We start from the raw sequence: 17,783 nt of genomic DNA on the forward strand, positions 1-17,783 counted from the left end.
TAAAGCTGACAAGCTAGGAACAGGACATTTACTAAAGCACTAGATAAAAAACACGAGGTGAAGGGGACTTATCATGAAAATTACTCCATCTGCAAAAGTAGGGAATTTCGAAACGGGAATCTTTTCGGAGCTGGCGAACCGTAAACAAAAGGCGTTGAGGGAAGGCAAGGATGTTATTGATTTGAGTGTCGGAAGTCCGGATATGCCTCCGCCGGACTTTGTAAGAGATACACTTGTAAAGTATGCAAAAGATCCAACTGCATACGGGTATACGTTGAAGGGAATACCGGAATTCCATAATGCTGTTTGTTCTTTTTATGAACAGCGTTACGGGGTGCATCTTGAGCCGGATACGGAAGTATTGCAGCTGATGGGATCGCAGGATGGACTTGCCCATTTGGCGACTGCGATGATTGACCCGGGCGATTATGTGTTGGTGCCCGATCCGGGCTATCCGATATATGAAGCAAGTGTGAATCTTGCAGGTGGCGTGATCTATCCGATGCCGCTTACGCAAGAGAATCATTTTCTGCCCCAGCTGAGTGATATTCCGGCAGATATCTTGGCCAAGACGAAGCTGATGATCCTTAGTTATCCAGGAAATCCAGTCACGGCCCTTGCGGATGAAACCTTTTTTGCCGAGGTCGTCTCCTTTGCAAACAGGAACGACATTCTGGTCGTACATGACTTTGCCTATTCAGAACTGATTTTCGATGATCATCCTCAGATCAGCTTCCTATCCATCCCGGGTGCAAAGGAGGTTGGGATCGAGTTCAATTCGCTTTCAAAAACGTTCAATATGGCCGGCTGCCGTATTGGGTATGCAGTCGGAAATCAAGAAGTACTGAACATCTTAGGGACTTTGAAGTCCCATATCGATTATGGGGTCTTTTACCCGATTCAAAAGGCGGCCGAAATGGCACTTACCTCCAACCTTTCCTTGTTGTCCGATCAGGTGAACGTATATGAAGCCCGTCGTGACGCCTTGATATCGGGTCTCGCAAAATCCGGTTGGCACGTACCGAAAACTGCTGCGACAATGTTCATTTGGGCCCGCATTCCGGCTGGATGGAAGTCACGCGACTTTGCCTATGAACTGATTGAAAAGGCGGGTGTAACCGTGGTCCCAGGAGATGCTTTTGGAAAACAGGGTGAAGGATATGTTCGAATGGCCCTTGTCCAGCCGGTTGAGAGATTGACAGAAGCGGCCGAACGGATAGGGGCGTTTTTGATAGACTATCAAATAGTGGCGCAGGATTAGATGGAAGATCCTAAGCCTAATGTCATTTGTTATTTCGGATTAGGTATTTCCAGACCGTTCATATAGTTGAACGGTCTTTTCTTGTTATTTAATTCTTTCCCCATTTCGTTGGGACTAGGTAAGCTAAAGTGGCCGCTACTGTTGCAATCAATAAAGTCGGGATTTGTGACTGGTCACCAAAAGTCACTTCCTGGGTTAATGGGAGGCTCAGTTGTGCGTTGGTGGGATCGGGAGTGTATGTAGCGGTTAATAATAGACCTGCTGAAATGTGTAGCAAGGTAAAGAGAAACAAGAAGCTCAATATGAATATCGCATACTTTTTCATGGTACACCTCCTATTTTATTTACGGCTACCCTGTTAGAAAGGTTTCAAAAATTCCCATATACAAGTGCTAAGGGATTAAGCTTTTCTATGAGTCCATCAGTTTTTTTACCTATAAATTACTTTTATGGTTGATAATTGTATGTATTTAACATATAGTGTGTATATAGATATAAACACCATAACAATTTGAGAGGAGTTTAGATGATGAATACATGGAAAGATGCTTTTTGGCTCGCAAGTATCGAATGGAGGAAATCTTGGTTCGGCACGCTATGTTTATTCTTTGCACTGTTTGTACTGGCTGCTTCCTATTCATGGGTTTTGGAAGTGGAGACTCAGGCACCATCACTTTTGACCGACATTGGTTTTATATTGTCATTTGGTTGTGTGGCCTTCATGGTAAGGCCGAAAGAATTGCAGCTTCAAAAGGTGGAGGGAGATGTTTGGGTGTCCCCGTTTTTCATGATGTTAAATATGTTTCCTATCGAAAAGGAAGTATTGATTAAAAGCCGGTTTGTTCACATGCTGTTCCCTAGTCTGCCTTTCCAGGTTTTGTTCTTGTTATTATTTACTCCAAGACTTCTAGAATCCATGGTTGTTTTGGAGTATGTTGCCTTCTCGATTATCTGGCTGGCTTTTGGTGTTTCGTCCTCTTTCGTTTTTGCAGCAAGTGATGTAGGGGAACGAATCACCCCGATTAAGTTAGGTATATATAGTGTAGTCTTTTATGGTGGAGTGACGGCCGTGCTCGTGTGGTTATCCTTGAAAACAGATAGGGGAGTTGTCGGTTGGGCGATGGAAGCCGCGAAGAACTTCGCGATCGGTTCGAGTCTCATTTCGGCAGTCGTAACGGTCGGGAGCTATTACTTCTGGAAGCGATATATGAAAAAGAAAATGTTCCAAATTGATTATTTAAAATAATGATATATAGGGAGGAGAAGTAAAGTGGAGCTGCCGGTTCGTTTATCAAAAGAATCAAGAATCCCCATTTATCATCAGATAACGGCACAAATCCAAGCTTTGATAGCAAGCGGACAGCTGTCTTCGGGTTCACCTTTGCCATCGATCAGGATGCTTTCTAAAGATCTGGAAGTAAGTGCCATCACGACCCGTAGAGCTTATCAAGATTTAGAAACGGAAGGCTTTATCACAACAATCCAGGGAAAAGGGACGTTCGTGGCAGACGTTGAGGAAAGCCTACTCCGCAGTGTGAAAATAAAATCAGTCCAGGAAGCCATGAAAAATAGCATTGAAGCTGCACTTCAACAAAACTATTCATTCAAGGAAATTGAGGAGATTTTTACGGGTTTAATAGAAGAGCTCAAAACGGAAAAAGGAGAGGGGAAACCATGACAACGTCGCTTGAGATTCATTCTGTCAAAAAGAAAATCGAGGACTTTTCGTTGGGACCGATTGATCTGACGCTAGAGCCAGGTACCGTGACAGCCTTGATTGGGAATAATGGCGCCGGGAAGAGCACACTGCTGAAGATGGTCATGCAATTGGCGCGACAAGATGCTGGTGATATTATCATTTTTGGGAAGAATACGAAGCAGGAAGATGAAGCCTGGAAACAAAAAGTCGCTTATCAGCCGCAAGCTTTGATTGGCTGCGATTCGTTTACGGGGCATGAATTACTGCGGTTATCTTCTAGATGGTATCCCACTTGGGATCAGGTATTGTTTGACGAGGTGATCACAACCTTCGAGGTCCCCCTGAATAAGAAGTATGGAAAGTTGTCCCAGGGAAATCAACAAAAGCTAATAGCTGCGCTGACTTTAGCAAGAAATGCCGAACTATTGATCCTGGATGAGCCAACGGCTTCTATGGACATCATCTCAAAACAGCGATACATGAATTTTTTGATTAAGTGGATGGAGAGGGAAGGGAAAACCATCTTCTTTTCGACCCACCAAATGGAAGACATCCGCAAACTTGCTGATTACCTGATTTTCATGAATCACGGCCAGCTCATCGGTCATTTCGAAAAGGATCAGTTGGGACAGCAATATAAACGGTATTGGTTAACAGAGGATCTGCCGGCATTCTCCATTCCAGGGGAAATAGAAAGAAAGGGATTGCGGATGATTACGTCTAATTTGCCACTCGAAACAGAAGCGTATTTTCAAAAGGAAAACATGCAGTGGCATACGGATGAATTTGTTGAACTAGAGGAAGCCGTCACCTATTTGTTAAAGTGAGGTGTGGTGATGCTATAAGGATTTAAAAGGGAGTTCTGTCTTCGGATGGATCTCCTTTTTTTGGTCTAAGGGATTTTCTAGGGGGGCATGAATTTCTCGAACGCTAAAAGGACAAGCAGCATATGATATAGCAAGTTCGTACCATTGTAGTGTGGACGGCACTGATAATAGGGGATAGAGAAAATTGATTAACTGGAAAGTTCGTTTTAAAAATCCTACGTTTATTTTTACTGTATTTTTGCCAGGTGTTTTGATGGTAACGCAGATGGTTGCTGCGTTTATCAATAACTTTATACACCCGATTGGCTTTACCATCACCGATGATGCATTGAACGGGGCTATGGGGATCATTAATTTCATTGCGCTTACGTTTTTTGGAATCGGCGGCGTAATTGACCATACGACACAAGGCATGAGCGACAGTGATGAGGCTAAGAAATACGAGAAACCTAAATAGTAGATCATCCTTCTTGAATCAAAGAAAGCGGAGAGACCAGATACCACCGTCTATCTATGGAACGGTGATATCTGGTTTCTTTTTTTAATTTTGAATAGGATTTTTCAAACTTCCTCCAATGGAAGTCTTGCTTCCTTTAGAGAATGCCGTGAAGAACCAGATTGTATTGATGAGTACATTCATCCCACTGACAATGACCACGCCGATGAGTGATGAAGTGAAGCCTTCCATTACACCAAGAAATACGACTATGCCGATCATGGGTAGCAAAGACAGTAAGGATAGTGAGCAGAATACGGCCATTACATATTTCATCCACTCCAAGCCGATAACATACAGGAGCAATGGGACGAAATACAGTACCAGCATCATCGCAATGGAAAGCCACATCCCGATAGAATTAAATTGATTCGCATTTTTACCTGTATCCGCTAGTGGTGAAAGAGAACTCAAAACGATGACCATGCAGAACAGCAAAGCTGAAAATAATGTCATGATGATTATTTTCTTTTTATTCCTCATAAAAAACCCCCAGTCTATTATTGAAATTACTTACAATGGTTCATACATGATTATACTTAATTTAACATAATTTAACAGCGTCGTTTTTTATATTTGATCTAAGAAGTTTCTAAGTTTTTGTCTGGATTGTAGAGTTCATCCTCAATACAAAGCTTTTTTTTGAAAAAAAGGTGAATCAAGGAATGAAAGCGAATGTACTTCATATATTTAAAATTGTGTTTCATTTACAGATTGGGGGAGAAAAAAGATGAGTCTTAGATTACCTGTTTCAAAATGGCTTGTGGCCGTACTTGCACTTGCCGCATTGTTGGTAGCTTTCGTTTTCAGTCCGGCCAATGCTTCGGCGTCCATTAATTATGGAGACGAAGTGGCTGCAGTAGCAGCAAAACAAGTGGGAAGCCCTTATAAATATGGCGGAACGACACCAAAAGGATTCGATGCAAGTGGACTCACTCAATATGTTTATAAACAAGCGGCGACAGACATGAAAATTCCAAGAACCAGTGCGGAACAGTATAAGAAAGGAAAGGCTGTAAAACAGAAAAACTTAAAAACAGGTGATTTGGTGTTTTATGCGACCGGTAGCAAGAAAGGCAAGGTTTCCTTCGTCGGCATTTATAATGGGAACGGTACATTTGTCGGAACGACCACAAAAGGCGTGAAGGTCGTGAAGATGAGCGACAAGTATTGGAAGGATCGCTATATCGGGGCTAAAAGGCTCATCAAATAAAATAATGTTGCCAAAAAAAAGCATAGGAAGCATCTCATTCGATGCCTCCTATGCTTTTCGCATGTGTAATCACGGTACGATGATTTCCTGCAATACCGCATTTCCGTTCTTCACTTTCACCACGGCCATGGCCGTTTTTGCAGCAGCGGACATTTCCAGTTCCAATGCCTTGTCTTTAGGAGCGTAATAATTATCTAAGCCATATTTAATGTGAATGGACGAGGCCCTTTGTAAATCATAGGGGATTTGTAATTTTCCTTTGAGATACATGTCTTCATCCGGTTTTTCCTTCGATACATGGTGGACGCCGTAATGCCCATTACTGTCTTGTTTTAATGAAACATATACACTTTTGTAATCTCCGACATTCTTACTGTGGAAATCAGTTTTCACCGTCTCATCAAGTTGGTCGAGCGTGACGGATTCTATCTCATATCCTAATGCTACATAGCTTCCCCTGAATAAGTCCGTCGGATCGATCGGAGCCGTTCGGATTTTGATTTCTTCACCAAACAAAGTTGTCCAGACGGGTGGAACCGCCAGGGCTATAAGAATCAAAACAGGAATGGCGAATACGATGAGCGGGTGCAAAAATTTATTACGATTCAATGGATTCCCCTCCTTTTTGGCGTTGTTTTTCAAAGAAGAAGCCAAACACAAGGAGCAGGAGGCCTCCGATGATGAAGGTCAGTGACTTCGGCAGGAATTCAAAGGAATCGATATAGTACCTGAATATCAATGCACATATGATCACGATACTGGTCAAGCTTCCTTTTTGTATCAGGTAAAGGAGAAAAAGAAAATAAACTAAAGGAAACCATATGGCAAGCTCGTAAGTTAAGAAGATAGCCGCAATCCCGTGGAGGAGATGTCCTTGAATATGGGTGATTCTCTGCAACTTAACTGGAACGCGAATGTAAGCGAGCAGGATTCCTACGATAAAAAGAATCGAGAGAATGATGGTATCCCCGTTACCCTCCACGAGCTTAGGTACGAATTCCATGAGAAAAAGGATGAGGGCATTGATCGTTAAGCCATTAACGATAAAGGATAGAAACCTAGGATAGTTGAGTTGCTTTACTAGAAAATATAAAGCCGGTAGAAGGATGATAATGGCCAGCGGGTAAGACGTTTCATCAAGAAAGATGCTGCCATTAAGGTACACGAAAAGTAAAAAAGAAGTGAATAGGAGGACAATGGCGTCCTTTAGGTAATATCCGATGCAGATGGCTCCAATCCCCCATAACAAAAAGGAACTGTTAAAATTGATGCTGATGTTAAACATCTGCTCGACTAAAAATATACCTGCTCCAAATATGAGAATCCCGACATAATGCAGACTTCGGGAGGTTTTTGGAAAGCGTGTCTCCCACCTGACCCCGGCAACATTCACGCCAATCAAACAGGCGATGATCAATAGGAATTTAACGCCTTTACTTATATACATCCAGTTGCTGGCCACGAATGTTAAGACCCCAAGGCCTAAAAGGACGGCTCCAATCGCTAATAGGATGGAGATGAAACTTAAAGAGGCCTTCACATGATAGGAAGCTAACATCTTTTTCTTCTCTTCCTCGGAAATGGTCCCGCCATTTTGCAGGTAGGTAAATTCTTGTTCAAGAAACTCAAACTGCTTTTTGGTTATTTCTTTTTTGACCAAATCAATTCCCCCTTTCCATATCCTTCTATTATACGGATTGGATTGGGGAAGTTGAAGTAAGAAGAAAAAACAACTTGAAAAAATTAACAAAATAATTTCCACAGTACCTTGCATTAAACAGTAGCATGTGGTAAATTATTAAATAAGATGTATTATTCGCTGTCAGGTACTATTCATTAGATAGTACCTAGACATATCAGAAAGGAGTGATGGTGCATTGAATGTACAGTTTAAGAAGGGCGTCTTGGAGCTATGTGTACTGGTGTTGCTTGATAAGCAAGATCGATATGGCTACGAGCTAGTTCAGAAGATTTCAGACCAGATTGAAATATCGGAAGGGTCGGTTTATCCACTGTTACGAAGATTGACGAAGGAAGAGTACTTTACGACATATTTGCAAGAATCATCAGAGGGTCCACCACGTAAGTATTACAAGTTGACTGATAAAGGGCGGGAATACCTTCACGAATTGCTGACAGAGTGGAATGAATTTTCTAATGGAGTCAATCAATTAATCGAGGAAGGTGTCGCAAATGAATAAAGAACAATTTTTAAAGCAGTTGGAAGCTTCCCTAAAGAGGCTTTCTATAGAAGAAAGGCAGGATATCCTGCAAGATTACGAAGAGTACTTCACAATTGGAATAGAAAAGGGAAAGTCGGAGCAGGAAATCTCAGCGTCCCTAGGAAACCCAAAACAAATAGCCAAGGAGCTTCTGGCATCCTACCATCTTGATATGGTTCAACAAACGACTTCCACGGGAAACATCTTACGGGCAGTATGGGCCGTGATTGGATTGGGATTCTTCAATATTGTGATTGTCCTCGGGCCTTTCATTGCACTGGTGGGCGTCGTGTTTTCGGGATGGGTAGCATCTTTAGGGTTCATCCTCGCTCCACTTAGCATCCTTATTAATCTGTTCATGGGTGAATTTAGATTGTTTGATTTGTTCTTTTCCCTTGGTATTTGTGGAATCGGAATATTCATCGCGATGGGGATGTTCATTGCAACTAAAGCTCTTACTAAAGGATTTATTCGTTACTTGAAATTTAACGTGTCTCTTGTAAAGGGTGGTGTGAAGCATGGGTAAAAAATTATCAATCCTTGCGTTGTTTCTATTGATCGTTGGCGGTATTGGCAGTCTCTTTACGTATTCACAAACCAATCATGATGAGATTACGACAGAGAAAAAGGTGAGTGCCGAAATGGTAAAGGATATCGAGGTCCGTTCGGATAATGCAACGGTAGAAGTTCTTCCGACTTCGGATACAGAGATTAAAGTGGAGCTTGTCACAAAAGGCGTGGATGTGTCTAAGTTGGATTTAGCTGCCGACGTGGAAGGAAAGAAGCTGACCATTAGATTGAAGGAACCTAACCTCTTCAGCATTGGATTTAACTTTCAATCCTCTCATTTATACGTATATGTCCCGCAAAAGTCGTATGATTCCTTTGTCTTCGATAATGATAATGGAAAGATGAAAATATCAGAATTGGAAATAAAGGATTTGAAAGTGAAAACGGATAATGGACGGATTGAATTAAATAAGATTGTAGCTGAAAACATTGATGCAAAAAGTGCAAATGGCAGGTTGGACCTTAATGATGTAGAGGGCAATCTCAAGGGCTCCTCAAATAATGGTAAGATATCGCTCGTTACAAAGGATTTAGATCGGAACATTCAATTAGAGAGCGACAATGGAAAGATTATCATTAAAACGGATAAAGAACCGACGAATACAACCTTCAAGGTATCTGTCGATAATGGTACCATCAATATCCTCGATAAATATGAGGGGAATACGGTCATTGGAAAGGGAGAAAATTTGGTTGATCTAGAATCGAACAACGGCAAAATTGAAGTGACCAAATAATGTAGTAACCCAAACGTCCCCCGCCTGGCAGGAATCCTGCCAGGCGGGGGACGTTTGTCCGTTCATGACAAAAGCACCCAACTGATCTGGTCGTTATTCGTTAGTTAAAATGGCTTGTATCCTTGGGGATGGATATACAAGTTCATGGAAGCTCAGTACGCATTACAGCTCAATCAGTTAGATGCCTTTACTTGTCTTCTACTGCGTCAAGTGCAGAGAAAATAAGGGGGTAGTAGGTTTGCAAAATGTGAAACCATGGTAAGTAATTTTCAAGTATCGTCTGCCTTGTTTGCTTCTCTACCTGTCAGCTCCTTTCTGGAATTGGTGAATCTACTTTATCACTTACCCAAAATATGAAAGGATTTGTCCGATTTTATGAATAAAAATAGAAATCGTTCACACCTCCTAGCTTGCATATGTGCTGAACTATCTAATTCATCTAGATCATCGTTACTTGCTACCTATATTTCTTATGGTGAAGGGGGGACTCTAGTTCATTCCCTTATTCATAACGATATTCAGAACTTTTTTTAGATAAGTGATTGAGACCCTTTCTTTAGACCCTTGGATAACTTTTATGAGAAAACCGTTGGTATGACTGGTTTCATCGATGCCTCTCAGGAAAAAGTAGGGACGTTCCTTTTTTATTCACAGACAAGTATCGGATATATGAAGGAAGGAGGTGGTTATCCACAACTGAATACAGGTTATTCATAGGAAGGGCAGAGAAAATCAGAGGAAATCCTATCGATTCTGACGATGTGGGAAGGAACATGGGGTCTTCTGAGTGAAAGGAAGGATAAGGATGCATGACAAAAAACACTCGCCCAAAAGCCAGTGTTCACTGAGTTATATGATTCCCTTTATTTTTTCAGGCGCTCTTTCTGAATGGCGAAATAGGATTGGAGGGTTTCTTTCTTCTGTTGTAAAATGTCCAGAACATATTCACCATGATTGATGTGTCGGTATACTGACATGTGTCGTTCCAATTGTTCGTATGTATGTTTTTTCAGATAGTCGAGATAGTCGGATGGACTTTGGTTGTTTAAGATCCGTTTCTTAGATGATCCTGTTTCAGTCATTGCGGATTTTACCCGGGAAATCACCCAGTCTTCGCACCATTTATTCAGCGTCTGGTACATGTCCATTGCCAGGTTATACTTCGCACGAATGGGCTCAATATGCTCATCCACTTCACTATAATCTACATGCCGGTCCAAAGATTTCTCGGAAATCTCGCGATGAAAGTGTTCGCGGTCTACAAGCTCTTTTATGCAGGCAGCCTGGTGAGCATATACCCCCAATTGTTCTAGTGCTTCATTATATACGATCGTACTGAAATAAGCGGAAGCCTCTTTCGGCTCAGCCAATAATGGTTTGTTGCCGTTCAAGGCACAGCCAAACTTTTTAAGGGAAGACTGATAGATGAAGCGCGCTAGTTTCAATAGCTCGTCTTTGACAGGTCCTTCTGCAGCATGAAGAAACGAATGGAAAATATATTTTCCGACACGCTCCAGTTCGATACAGACTTTATCCTCAATATGTTCCAGAAACCCCGCTTCATATAGGGTTTTTCTCAACATCATTCTTTCTGTCCGATTTTCGAGGTACTCGTTAAGTGTGCCCGTTTTGAAGGAAACCACGATGAATTCCTTACGGTTGAAAGTGGAGGAAGCCATGGAAAAGGCCATGGTGCCGTTCAATGTTTCGTTAATGATCCTCATCGCTTCGTAAATATGCTTTCTTTTAGCCAGGGAACTTCCCGACTGAATGACTTCCTCGTAATTCAGTGAGACAACTTCGGATTTTTTCACGGACATCGTGAAGGCAGCCATAAGTACAAGTCTCTTGGCCGCTAGGGGGAGACTGCGAAAGGCATCAGTATAGAAGAAACGGTATTTTTTACAATATCGATCTTTTCTGTTGGTGAAGCTGCCGGTTGGACCTAAATTGAATTGGTATTTCGTCACCATTCCCTGATCGACCGGAAGGAAGATTCTACGTCCGCAACCGGGCTGCGGCGATGATAGCCTCTTGATGATTTTCTTTAGGTATTTTTCAGTCGTTCCTATTCCTTTGGCCATTTGGTGAATCGGGCTTTGAATTACGCCATCCCAATCCATATGCAATACGGAGTATAAGCATGTGTCGAATTCAGTGGAGTTTACATTTCGTAATAAATAGCGATACGTTTCTTCATAGATCATTAGTTTTCGGCTCCTTTTTAGCCCATTGAGGTTTATTTTGAGTTCACTGTCTATATAAACTCTAAAAAGGAAAAAGTAGCATGCTACAAAAAATTTTCATGAAAAGTAAGGGGCAGGGAGAAATAAGGATACAAGGGGTCCCGTTTTGAACGGGGCGTTATAATTTGATTCGTTTGGCACTTCAAAATTCAATTCATCGCTAATTTTTCCCTTTTTTAGTAAACTGGAAATGACTATTTCGGATAGAAGGTGAAATCATATGGGGGAACCATTAGCCGAGGAACGGGTTAAAGGTTCGGAAAGAATATGGACGCGTGACTTTGTCATGATCTGTTTGGCGAATCTATGTATCTTCATGGGTTTCCAAATGACGATGCCAACGATCCCGCTGTTTGTTGAGCAACTTGGAGGGGATGACCGCCTGGTTGGGGCAGTCCTTGGGGTATTCACGTTTTCTGCATTGCTTATAAGGCCATTTGCGGGCAAGATGTTGGAGACGAAGGGAAGAAGGATCATCTTTCTGATTGGGTTGGCCATATTCGCCTTCTCTGTGGGTTCCTTCGGTTTCATGGGAAGCATCGGCTTGTTATTTTTGATGCGTATTGTTCAGGGAGTCGGCTGGGGGTTGTCTTCAACGGCGTCCGGAACGATTGCTTCTGACATCATTCCGGCTAAACGTCGCGGTGAAGGGATGGGGTATTACGGATTATCTGGTAATCTAGCACTTGCACTTGGACCGACACTTGGCCTTTTTCTTGTGACAGTCCTTCCATTTCAACAGTTATTCCTGATCTGCTCGCTGTTGGGAATACTGGCCATGATCATGGCATCATTGATCACCTATCAGAAAGTGGAAAGAGATCCGATTGCCGCATTGAGCGCTAAACGGTTTGATATTTATGAAAAAAGTGCGTTGCAGCCTTCGCTGTTAATCTTTTTCATATCCGTCACATTTGGAGGAATTGCGACGTTCCTGCCACTTTATACGGCGGAAAAAGGGGTCAGTGGCATTCAGTGGTACTTTTTGCTGTATGCCTTGGCACTCATGGTTACGAGGTTATTTTCCGGACGTTTATATGATCGGAGAGGCCACCGGGCCATTTTCGTGCCCTCCGCATTGCTTATTATGTCGGGGATGTTGCTATTGGCATGGATGCCGGGTGAATCGGTTCTGTACCTCGCAGCCGTGCTTTATGGAATGGGGTTCGGTTCTGTGCAGCCGGCTTTGCAGGCATGGTCAATTGAGAAAACGGCCCCCAATCGTAAAGCGATGGCGAATGCCACGTACTTTTCCTTTTTTGACCTGGGCGTTGGAATAGGAGCCATCGTGTTCGGTCAGATCGGGTATCTATTCGGGTATCGAAGCATTTATGTCACGGCAGCTTTTTCGATTTTGATTTCAATCATGGTCTATTTATGGATCGTAAGAAGTGAAGATAAGTTAAGAATGTTATAGGAATTGGGGGGTGACCGTTAGTGGGTCGCCCTTTTTGTACTTGGATATTCTCTCCAGAAGGATTGTAGCATTATATGATTCAATGAACCTATTGTGGGGGTGAACTAGTGGCATTGGGCTATCTTTGTTTCTCTATTTCTAGGAAACTGGACACATAGGGTAAGGGGACTAACCTTGGCTGTCAAATCGATGGCTTCTTCGTTATTAAATGGTTTAATATTCTATAATAAGGTAATTTTTGTTATTATCAAAAGTAGTAGATACATAAAATGGGAAGAAGCTATGGCGAAGGAAGGGGTTTCTGGATGGTTGATTCTTCAAATGAGGAAATGGGTTTAGAAAGAAGGCAGCAGATTTTCCAAGAGGAGCTTCAAGCTTTATGGGAAAAGCGGCTCATTCCTAAAACCGAATATATCCGGATCAGCCGGGCATATGACCGGCATGTTCAACTGGCCATCTATCAGGAAAAGCGCCTGAATGAGGCAAAAAAGAAAGCTGAACTTGAGAGAGAGCCTGCAAGGAAAAGTCAGGAGCGTGAAGACGAAAAATCGTCCGTTCAGCCTGTTGATGACGTGACAGGGGAAGAGCAAACGGTACAAGAGACTCCTAATCTGCCAAATCTTCCACGAGTCGAGGAATCCACCGAGGAGAAAAAGGACTCAAGGCCTCTAGAGGAACCGGTCATCATAAGCGCTCCCGTGGAAAAAACTGTTCCCCAGCCACAGGTGACTCAGAAGAAAAAGGTTGTGCGCCCAGAAAAACCGAAAAAGACACCGGAGCAGATACGGGAGAGGAATATTTCCGTCGTTCTCCTTACCGGAGTCATTCTTCTCTTATTTGGCGGATTGATTTTGGCGACCAGTTCATGGGGGGACTTGAACGCGGTGTGGAAGGTCTTGTTCATCGGAATGGTGTCAGTCGTATTCACTGGCATGGCCTTTATCGCTTCCAAGCTGAAAATTGAACAAACGGCTTTTGCTTTTCTGACATTGGCCAGTTTATTTATCCCGATTACGATTTTATCAGCTTCCTATTATCAGATCTTCGGAGAGTATTTATCCCTGGAAGGCGGGGGAGGAGGCCTGCTTGGGTTTCTTGGCGGTCTCCTTTGCTTAGGGATCTATTACAGAATTGCAGCATACTTTAAGTCGAAAATATTCATTTTCATTTCCATTTTCACTTTTGCCATCACATGTTATTTCGGTTTTGCCTATTTGACGCCGACAATCGAGTGGTTGTTATTGATGGTCAGTATATTTAATTTATTGCTGGTATGGAACGTCGAATATCTGAAGAATCGAAAGGTGTTGGCCCTATTCAGGCCATATCTGTTTCGATTCATCCAGTTTAAGATCATCGTGGAAAGCTTTGTCTCCTTCACGTTATTTTCGAGTAACTTGGTCTATTCGATTACATTGATGGTCATCTCTATCTTGTTTTTGATATTGGCCGTGAAATTCCACAAGAAGTATCATGAGCTGGCATTCAATTTCATCTTCACTTATGGATATATCCATTTTGTCTTTAACTCTGTTCTAAGCGATTACATGGTCATCGCTTATGCGAGTATCCCGCTGATTTTCATGGCACTTTCAACTTATATGGCAAGAAGGAATGAGCCTGGGCTATCCAAAAGCTTCATGGTGACCAGCCTAGTCGAGGTCGGAATCGTTTTCCTATATATCAATGCGATGGCCTATCAGGAAAAATATGCCCAGATTTTTATCGCTCTGATGATCGTGACTGCCCAATTGGTTTATGTTGCCCTGCACACGAAAAATAGGAACTTCACCTATCCGGCGGTTGCTGTCTTTAACTTTGGATGCTTTTATCTTTGTTTTGCGTTTTCACTTGCTTTCCCCGCTGTTTTGAATCTGATGTTCCTTCTTCAGATCCTTTTGTATGTCGGTCTGTATGTATACAATCGCCATGCAAGGTACGGCTTGTTTAAACAGAGTGTCTTGCTTATTTCTTCCTTGATCATGGTGGGAATATTGACAATCAAATTTAGCGAGATGGCCTGGCTAGAAGTAAGCATCGGTCTTATCGTAGTATCTGGCACGTTCTTTCTTACCTATCTTAAAGGGGATGCTCGACAAATCAAGGAAGTCAGTGTATATGGATTTCCGATTTCCTTCTTACTGGGGCTTATCGCGTTTTACCCGTATTTGATGGAAAGAAGCGATTGGTTTCAGTCGAATATGGCATTCAGCATGCATCTAATGATGGTAGCCCTGATTTCCATCGGAGCAGCGTATGCCTTGAAAAAATCATTGGGGATCTTCTTCCCTCCCTTTTTCTTTAGTGGCCAGTTCCTGTCCTTCATGGCTTTCTTGTTGGTCGGATATGGTGCATTGAGTCCTTTGGAGGTCACCGTTTTACTAGCTATTGCGACGGCTATAAACGGGTGGTCCGTTTATTTGCATCGTACATCTCTTTATTGGCTTCCGGTCATCGTTACAAGTGCGGGATTGTATGGTTCTCTATATGAGGTCTTTGATTTCAGTGAGACTTCATACCAGATTGGTTTTGTGCTGTTTGGGCCATTCATCTTTTTCCTTGTCGGGGAATGGATCGGGAGGCATTCACAGACTGGAAGAAAGTATTTCCTTTATTCGAGCCATTTGGCCAACCTTGTTGCCATACCGCTTGGATTCATCCTGATCACGATGTCTGATGTTTCACCCTTTCTATTTATCACACAACTTCTCCTATATGTGAGTGCACTGCGAACCCAGGTGAAATGGGAAAGGTTCCTCTTCACATATCTTGGATTTACCGTCCTGTTTCTACAAATCCAGCTGTTTTTTACCGACATGGAGCCAACACGGTTCGTCTTTTCGATTTGCTTGATGATTACGGCGGGAATCATTACGGGTTTATGGGCGGTCTCCAAAAAAGAGTGGAAAGGCATCATCGAGTTTTATTTGATTCCTTTCATTCATATAACGGCTGCCCTGTCGATTGTTGAAACGGCCCTGTATGAATTCCCTCTTGATCGAGAAATCATTTGGGTAGGTTTGGTGACTATACAGCTTCTCTTTGCTTGGTATTTACTCATGAGAAGGAACTGGCAAAATTATGTGGTGCTTCCACTCGGCTTGGCTTTCATTTTCTATGTGATGTATGCGGGCACTTTATCGATACTTCTTGGAATGGCCGTCCTGTTTGCCTGTGCTGTTGGGATGGTGTTCATGAGTAAACGATATTTCACGGGCTTGGTCAATCAAGCAGGTGACAAGCAAATCATTGATTTTTATAGAATAGTCGGCTTGTTCTTTATACTTGATATGAATGGGGAAGTATTCTGGGATTCTACGGAATTTGAAATCTTGAAAATAACGGTATCCTTGTTGCTGCCGATTTACTTTATCGTGATGAGAACCTTTACGATAGGCAGACAGGAAAGAGGGATCTATTCAGGTGTAGCGGCCGTCATCGGATTGTATCCGTTTTTCAACATATGGGATTACGTCCACTCGCTGCCGACCGTGACAGCTCTGGTTGTCCATTTCCTCTGTATGGTCGTGTTGCTGTTGTTGAGCAGGCAATACTTCAAAGGGCTGTTTAAGACGGACGAAACGGGGACGGCAATCGATGCATTCCGTATTTATGGACTATTATTCTTACTTGCCATGAATGGGGAAGTGCTCGTACATGAACCATCTTATCCACTTTTACAAGTCCTTGTAGCGCTATTGATCCCAGGCTATTTCATTCTGATACGAAGCTTTACAAATGGACGGAAAGAAAGGGAGGTGTATTCCGCTCTTGCGATGATCCTCAGTCTGTATCCGTTCATTAGCATCGTGGAATACATTCATACGGTTTCGTTGATTACGGGTGAATGCGTTCTTTTTGCTTGTATGCTCGTGATGATCCTGTTGAGCAGACATTTCTTTACAGGCTTGGTAAGGAAGGATGAATCAGGAATCAAGGTGGATGTATACCGGATATATGGCTTGCTTTTTTTACTGACCATGAATGTCGAAGCATTTATGAATGAACCGACGTATTGGCCACTCAAGGTCCTTGTTTCTTGTTTCTTGATTGGGTACTTCATCTTGATGAGGCACTTTACGATCCCTGCAAAGGAGAGGGAAACATACGCATTGCTGGCAGGGATTCTTGGATTGTACCCGTATTGGACCATCATGACCTATGCAGGAACATTGGACATATTCATTGGCACTGGGGTCCTTTTCGGATGTACGGCGGCAATGGTGTTAGTAAGTAGAAGATCCTTTAGTGGAATCGTGAAAAAAGGCGCGAGCATTTTGCAAATCGATTTTTACCGGGTGTACGGATTTCTTTTCCTTGTAGCGATGATGATGGATATTCATAATCGAGAATCTAAATCCATCATTCTAGACATTTTCGTTTCTCTTTTATTGCCGGTTTATTTCATCTTGATGAGGGCGATGACGGTGAGAGTAAAGGAAAGGGAAATCTATTTGGCAGCTTCCATAGTGCTCAGTCTATATCCATATTGGGTCATCATCGATAAGATTCCATTCCCGGATGTCCTGGAGGTAGAGGTACAGATCCTGCCACTCTTTATCATAAGTACCATCTTATTACGGAAAATTTTTAATAGAGGCAAATTAACGCAGTATATCGAGATGGGCGTCGTCTTCGTTCTCTTTATTATCATGATAGGAGATGCCATGGCAAGCAACACCCTATATGATGCCCTGGTTATCGGGACGATATCTTTAGCGGCGATCCTCCTTGGATTTACGATGAAATACAAATCATATTTCTTGGCGGGAACCGTAACGATCTTGTTCAATATCTATATGAATACAAATTCGATGTGGGGACAGATGCCATGGTGGTTGTACTTAGTCATCGGCGGAGGGCTCCTCATCGCCATTGCTTCTTTCTTTGAATGGAAAAAACAAAAAGACAACCAAACATCGCAGGAAGTTCTCGAAAAGAATAAACAACGAGTCAAAAATTGGTTCAACCGATGGAACTAATAGGGCAACCTATTAGTTTCAGACTGTAGACAAACTCGATGAAAATCGACTTTGCCTACAGTCTTTTTTATTTTAAAATAAAAGTATTAAAACTTGAGGTGATAAAGATGCTT

General features: G+C 42.4%; 17 protein-coding genes. 12 read left to right on the forward strand and 5 right to left on the reverse strand.

Features of this window, described 5'->3' with window-relative positions; all coding sequences use genetic code 11:
• Positions 1-73 precede the first annotated feature (73 nt).
• A complete protein-coding gene (locus tag ACQKIC_RS05500; RefSeq protein WP_427591520.1) occupies positions 74-1,261 on the forward strand; it encodes an LL-diaminopimelate aminotransferase in 1,188 nt (395 codons plus the stop codon).
• A gap of 88 nt (positions 1,262-1,349) precedes the next feature.
• Here the strand turns inward: ACQKIC_RS05500 and ACQKIC_RS05505 are convergent, their stop codons facing one another.
• Complete coding sequence (locus ACQKIC_RS05505) at positions 1,350-1,586, reverse strand: hypothetical protein (RefSeq protein ID WP_402871530.1); 237 nt, start codon at positions 1,584-1,586, stop codon at positions 1,350-1,352.
• A gap of 204 nt (positions 1,587-1,790) precedes the next feature.
• Here ACQKIC_RS05505 and ACQKIC_RS05510 point away from each other — a divergent pair, with 204 nt between their 5' ends.
• The 4 genes from ACQKIC_RS05510 to ACQKIC_RS05525 all read left to right on the forward strand — a co-directional run bounded on the left by ACQKIC_RS05510 (position 1,791) and on the right by ACQKIC_RS05525 (position 4,244).
• Positions 1,791-2,507, forward strand: coding sequence for a hypothetical protein (locus ACQKIC_RS05510; RefSeq protein WP_402871528.1), 717 nt, complete (start codon positions 1,791-1,793; stop codon positions 2,505-2,507).
• A gap of 24 nt (positions 2,508-2,531) precedes the next feature.
• Entirely contained in the window at positions 2,532-2,939 is a 408-nt protein-coding gene (locus tag ACQKIC_RS05515) for a GntR family transcriptional regulator (protein ID WP_402871525.1), read from the forward strand.
• Positions 2,936-3,787, forward strand: a complete 852-nt coding sequence (locus tag ACQKIC_RS05520; protein ID WP_407408292.1) for an ABC transporter ATP-binding protein — start codon at positions 2,936-2,938, stop codon at positions 3,785-3,787. The genes ACQKIC_RS05515 and ACQKIC_RS05520 overlap by 4 nt, the downstream gene beginning before the upstream one ends.
• A gap of 184 nt (positions 3,788-3,971) precedes the next feature.
• Positions 3,972-4,244, forward strand: a complete 273-nt coding sequence (locus ACQKIC_RS05525) for a phage holin (RefSeq protein ID WP_402871520.1) — start codon at positions 3,972-3,974, stop codon at positions 4,242-4,244.
• Between the two features lie 84 nt (positions 4,245-4,328).
• Here the strand turns inward: ACQKIC_RS05525 and ACQKIC_RS05530 are convergent, their stop codons facing one another.
• A complete protein-coding gene (locus ACQKIC_RS05530) occupies positions 4,329-4,766 on the reverse strand; it encodes a DUF5391 family protein (RefSeq protein WP_402871517.1) in 438 nt (145 codons plus the stop codon).
• 247 nt (positions 4,767-5,013) lie between these two features.
• Between ACQKIC_RS05530 and ACQKIC_RS05535 the strand changes: the two genes are divergently transcribed.
• Complete coding sequence (locus ACQKIC_RS05535; RefSeq protein ID WP_402871515.1) at positions 5,014-5,496, forward strand: C40 family peptidase; 483 nt, start codon at positions 5,014-5,016, stop codon at positions 5,494-5,496.
• Between the two features lie 69 nt (positions 5,497-5,565).
• Here the strand turns inward: ACQKIC_RS05535 and ACQKIC_RS05540 are convergent, their stop codons facing one another.
• The gene (locus ACQKIC_RS05540; protein ID WP_402988916.1) at positions 5,566-6,105 is read right to left on the reverse strand and encodes a GDYXXLXY domain-containing protein; all 540 of its coding nucleotides are present in this window, start codon (positions 6,103-6,105) and stop codon (positions 5,566-5,568) included.
• Positions 6,095-7,156, reverse strand: coding sequence for a DUF2157 domain-containing protein (locus ACQKIC_RS05545; protein ID WP_402988911.1), 1,062 nt, complete (start codon positions 7,154-7,156; stop codon positions 6,095-6,097). The genes ACQKIC_RS05540 and ACQKIC_RS05545 overlap by 11 nt, the downstream gene beginning before the upstream one ends.
• A 217-nt stretch (positions 7,157-7,373) precedes the next feature.
• Here ACQKIC_RS05545 and ACQKIC_RS05550 point away from each other — a divergent pair, with 217 nt between their 5' ends.
• From ACQKIC_RS05550 to ACQKIC_RS05565, 4 genes are all read left to right on the forward strand, one after another.
• Positions 7,374-7,697: a PadR family transcriptional regulator gene (locus ACQKIC_RS05550; protein ID WP_402988908.1), complete on the forward strand. Its 324-nt coding sequence runs from the start codon at positions 7,374-7,376 to the stop codon at positions 7,695-7,697.
• A complete protein-coding gene (locus ACQKIC_RS05555; protein ID WP_427591516.1) occupies positions 7,690-8,244 on the forward strand; it encodes a DUF1700 domain-containing protein in 555 nt (184 codons plus the stop codon). The genes ACQKIC_RS05550 and ACQKIC_RS05555 overlap by 8 nt, the downstream gene beginning before the upstream one ends.
• Positions 8,237-9,025, forward strand: coding sequence for a DUF4097 family beta strand repeat-containing protein (locus tag ACQKIC_RS05560; protein ID WP_402959326.1), 789 nt, complete (start codon positions 8,237-8,239; stop codon positions 9,023-9,025). Before ACQKIC_RS05555 ends, ACQKIC_RS05560 begins: the two co-directional genes overlap by 8 nt.
• A gap of 564 nt (positions 9,026-9,589) precedes the next feature.
• Positions 9,590-9,742: a hypothetical protein gene (locus ACQKIC_RS05565; RefSeq protein WP_427668559.1), complete on the forward strand. Its 153-nt coding sequence runs from the start codon at positions 9,590-9,592 to the stop codon at positions 9,740-9,742.
• A gap of 146 nt (positions 9,743-9,888) precedes the next feature.
• Here ACQKIC_RS05565 and ACQKIC_RS05570 read toward each other — a convergent pair whose 3' ends face one another.
• The gene (locus tag ACQKIC_RS05570) at positions 9,889-11,232 is read right to left on the reverse strand and encodes a hypothetical protein (RefSeq protein WP_427591515.1); all 1,344 of its coding nucleotides are present in this window, start codon (positions 11,230-11,232) and stop codon (positions 9,889-9,891) included.
• A gap of 259 nt (positions 11,233-11,491) precedes the next feature.
• On the opposite strand from ACQKIC_RS05570, the gene ACQKIC_RS05575 reads away from it, so the two are divergent.
• Together ACQKIC_RS05575 and ACQKIC_RS05580 are read left to right on the forward strand one after the other, a co-directional pair.
• Positions 11,492-12,688 carry an MFS transporter gene (locus ACQKIC_RS05575; RefSeq protein WP_427591513.1) on the forward strand — a complete coding sequence of 399 codons (1,197 nt, stop codon included), beginning with the start codon at positions 11,492-11,494 and terminating at the stop codon, positions 12,686-12,688.
• A 305-nt stretch (positions 12,689-12,993) separates the two neighbouring features.
• Entirely contained in the window at positions 12,994-17,670 is a 4,677-nt protein-coding gene (locus ACQKIC_RS05580; protein ID WP_427591512.1) for a hypothetical protein, read from the forward strand.
• Positions 17,671-17,783 lie beyond the last annotated feature (113 nt).

This window comes from Peribacillus sp. NPDC046944, from assembly GCF_050272735.1.
GTDB lineage: Bacteria > Bacillota > Bacilli > Bacillales > DSM-1321 > Peribacillus.